The organism is Pontibacter sp. HJ8, from assembly GCF_054824225.1.
This window is the reverse complement of the sequence record NZ_JSYF01000484.1, coordinates 1-3641: the sequence shown is the minus strand read 5'-3', so window position 1 is coordinate 3641 and position 3641 is coordinate 1. Positions and strand designations below refer to the sequence as shown.

Genomic DNA, 3641 nt, shown 5'->3' with positions numbered 1-3641 from the left:
AATACGTTACATAAAATATTGCTTCTGTTTAAATAGTTTGCACTTAAATGATCACGTGTAACTGCCTGAAGATCTCTATATAATGTTATATACTCGCAAAATTGGTTTATTTCAACATTTTAGCTATTTATTTAAACTTTGAAATTGTACTGAATTTTATCCTGACTTTTTAAAGAAAAGGGGTCGTTATCTTCTAAAAAAATGACAGGATGACTTAAAAATAAACCTGGCTAATGCTTGGAAAGCGGAAGACAAGACATAGGGACTCCTTCGAAGCATGCGTCTTTACTCCTTCATCCTCCGCATGCGCATACCTGCTGTTACCGTATTGTGAATGACAAATCATTTGGCGCGCAAACCGGGCTTCAGGTTTGTGCTTTGGACATGTATCTGCCGCTTAGAGTGCGAACATAGTAGTATCCACACCCATCGGTCCTCTATTTCAGCCTGAATGAAGTATGCCTTTCACAAGACTTATTTCCACCCAAAAGAATCCGCCTCAGTTGTCTGTGAGAGCACTTAAAAAAGCATCAAGGCTATTGTTAAAATAGCAGCATTTGCCCTCCGGCAAGGTCTTTACCTGAAGAGGTTATCCCCGAAAAACAGCCTTTTATATTCAACCTATACCTGCATTTGGAAAAAGCCGAGCAAAAGACCAACTTGCATTACTAAGCTATCTTACTTATCACCCTTAAAACCAAAGCTCTGATGAAAAAATTTTATGCACTCGCTGTAGCGGCACTGGTATTTATCAGCCAGTGGGCCACAGCGCAGGCAGACCTATCCTATTACCTGCCCAAGGATGTGACTTACAACAAAGAAATTCCTACGCCGAAGGATATACTGGGCTACCAGGTAGGCGAATGGCACGTGAGCCACGATCAGTTGGTCATGTATGTGCGCCAGATGGCGCAGGTTTCGGATCGCATCTCGATCGAAGAGTATGGCCGGACCCATGAAAACCGCCCGCTATACCTGCTCACCGTCACTACGCCTGAAAACCACAAGAACATCCAAAGCATCAAGGAGCAGCATAAGAAGCTGACAGACCCAGGCGCATCGGGCAATCTGGATACCAAAAAGATGCCGGGTGTGGTATGGATGGGTTTCAGTGTACACGGCAATGAGCCCAGCGGCAGCAATGCATCGCTGCTGTCCATTTACCACTTGGCTGCGGCCCAGGGTCCTGATATCGAAAAACTTTTAAGCGAAACAATTATCCTGATAGACCCTTCCATCAACCCGGACGGCCTGAACCGCTTTGCCAGCTGGGTGAATACGCACCGTGGCAAGAACCTGGTGACGGACCCGAACAGCGAAGAGTTCGCTGAGGCCTGGCCACGCGGCCGCAGCAACCACTACTGGTTTGACCTGAACCGTGACTGGCTACCGCTGCAACATCCGGAATCGAGAGGCCGGTTGGCCAAGTTCCATGAGTGGAAGCCAAACGTGCTGACGGATCACCACGAGATGGGCACCAACTCTACCTTCTTTTTCCAGCCCGGTATACCGAGCCGCAACCACCCGCTCACGCCTGCCAAGAATTATGACCTGACCAAAAAAATAGCCGGTTTTCATGCCAAAGCGCTGGACAAAATCGGGTCCTTCTACTATACCGAAGAGAGCTTTGACGATTTCTACTACGGCAAAGGCTCTACCTATCCGGATGTGAACGGAGCTATCGGCATCCTTTTCGAACAGGCCAGCTCTCGGGGGCATGCACAGGAAAGCGTGAATGGCGTCCTCTCCTTCCCTTTCACCATCCGCAACCAGTTTACAACGACCCTCTCCACACTGGAGGCCGTGCAGAACATGCGCGAGGAACTGCTGGCTCATCAGCGTGATTTCTACAAGGAATCTATCAAAGAAGCGAAAAAAGCCCCGGTAAGTGCCTATGTGTTCGGATCTGACAAAGATAAAGCCCGTGCTTACCACCTGGCGGAGATCATCAAGCAGCACCAGATCGACATTTACCGTCCGAAGGAAAACTTCACGGTGAACAAAGTGACCTATACCCCCGAGAACAGCTACATCGTGCCGACCAACCAGCCGCAGTATAAGCTGATCGAAGGTATGTTTGAGCGCCGCACTTCGTTTCAGGACAGCCTCTTCTACGACGTATCTGCCTGGACGCTTCCGCTGGCTTTCAACCTGGAACACGCCAACCTGACTTCCAAAAACTTTAAAGGCAGCCTGCTGGGTCAGAAACTTGAAACGGTGGACTTCCCGAAAGGGCAGTTGGTAGGCGGCAACAGTGCCTATGCGTATGCCTTTGAGTGGCACGGCTACTACGCGCCGCGTGCTCTGAACACCATCCTCGGCAAAGGCCTCCAGGCCCGGGTAGCCTCCGAAAAGTTTACCGGAGCCGAAGGCAAGCAGTTCGACTATGGCACCATCCTGATCCCGGTAGCAGGTCAGTCGCTCAACCCGGAGCAGATTCAGCAACTGATGGCGCAGGTAGCGCAGGATAACGGCATTACGGTGTATGCCATGAACACAGGTTTTACAAGCGGCATTAACCTGGGCAGCCCGGGGATTTACAACCTGAACCAGCCTAAAATAGCCATGCTGATCGGCGATGGCGTGAACAGCAATGATGCCGGCGAAGCCTGGCACCTGCTCGACAACCGCTTCAACATCAACACCAGCCTGGTTAATGCAGCATCTGTCAACAACATCGACCTGAGCCGCTACAATGTGCTGGTGATGGCAGATGGCTCCTACAATACGATCACTGAAAATGGCAAGAACAGGCTCCGTATCTGGATCCAGCAGGGCGGCACACTGATCGCCATGGGCAATGCCACCCGATGGCTGGCAGGCAACAAGATCGGTAACTTCAGCTTCAAGAAGGGTGAAGAGAGTGAGCAAAGCCGGAAGCCATACGCCCTGATGAGCAATACAAACGGCGCGCAGGTAATCGGCGGTGCGATCTTCGAGACAGACATCGACCTGACGCACCCGCTTGGCTACGGCTACTACAACAGCAAGCTGCCAGTTTTCCGGGACAATACGTTGTTCATGGAGCCTTCCAGCAGTCCGTATGCCAATCCGTTGGTGTATACTGCCAAACCCCTGCTGAGCGGTTACATCTCGAAGCCAAACCTGAAGCAACTCGGCAACAGCGTGGCCATCAATATCTCTGCCCTAGGCAGCGGCAAGGTGATCGCCATGACGGATAACCCGAATTTCCGCGCCTTCTGGTACGGCACCAACAAGTTGTTCCTCAACAGTATCTTCTTTGGCCAGATCATCAGCGGCAACTCTGCCCGCGCTGAGGAAGAGGCGCACGATTAATGTATAGGAACTTCTGAAAAAATGCCGGTGCATGAGCACCGGCATTTTTTGTTGCATGATAGGCCAGATGTGAACGAATCTGCTTTACGGGGTCCAACCACCCCTGCCCTTCCTTGTCTTTATCGAGGGCCCCTACCCCCAGGAGGGGAGCCTGCTATTACAGTTCGACACTTCTTGTTTCATAGCTACTGTCAACACCCCTCTGGCTCCCCTCAAGGGGAGAATTTCTGCACGAGCAGGTATAGCGGATAGGTATAGCAAGGCATACTTACAACAGAAGCTACAAAGCAACGGCTTCAGCCAGGTGCACTTTTCGGCGCTCCACTGTTCGAGCGTTCAGCGAG

General features: G+C 51.0%; 1 protein-coding gene. It reads left to right on the top strand.

The window, feature by feature from the left end; translation table 11 throughout:
• The first annotated feature begins 708 nt into the window (after positions 1–708).
• Positions 709–3297 carry a M14 family metallopeptidase gene (locus tag OB13_RS18230; protein WP_461491613.1) on the top strand — a complete coding sequence of 863 codons (2589 nt, stop codon included), beginning with the start codon at positions 709–711 and terminating at the stop codon, positions 3295–3297.
• The last annotated feature ends 344 nt before the right edge of the window (positions 3298–3641 follow it).

Excerpts from the sequence above, each read along its gene's own strand:
- OB13_RS18230 (WP_461491613.1), top strand. The coding sequence starts at position 709 with ATGAAAAAATTTTATGCACTCGCTGTAGCGGCACTGGTATTTATCAGC.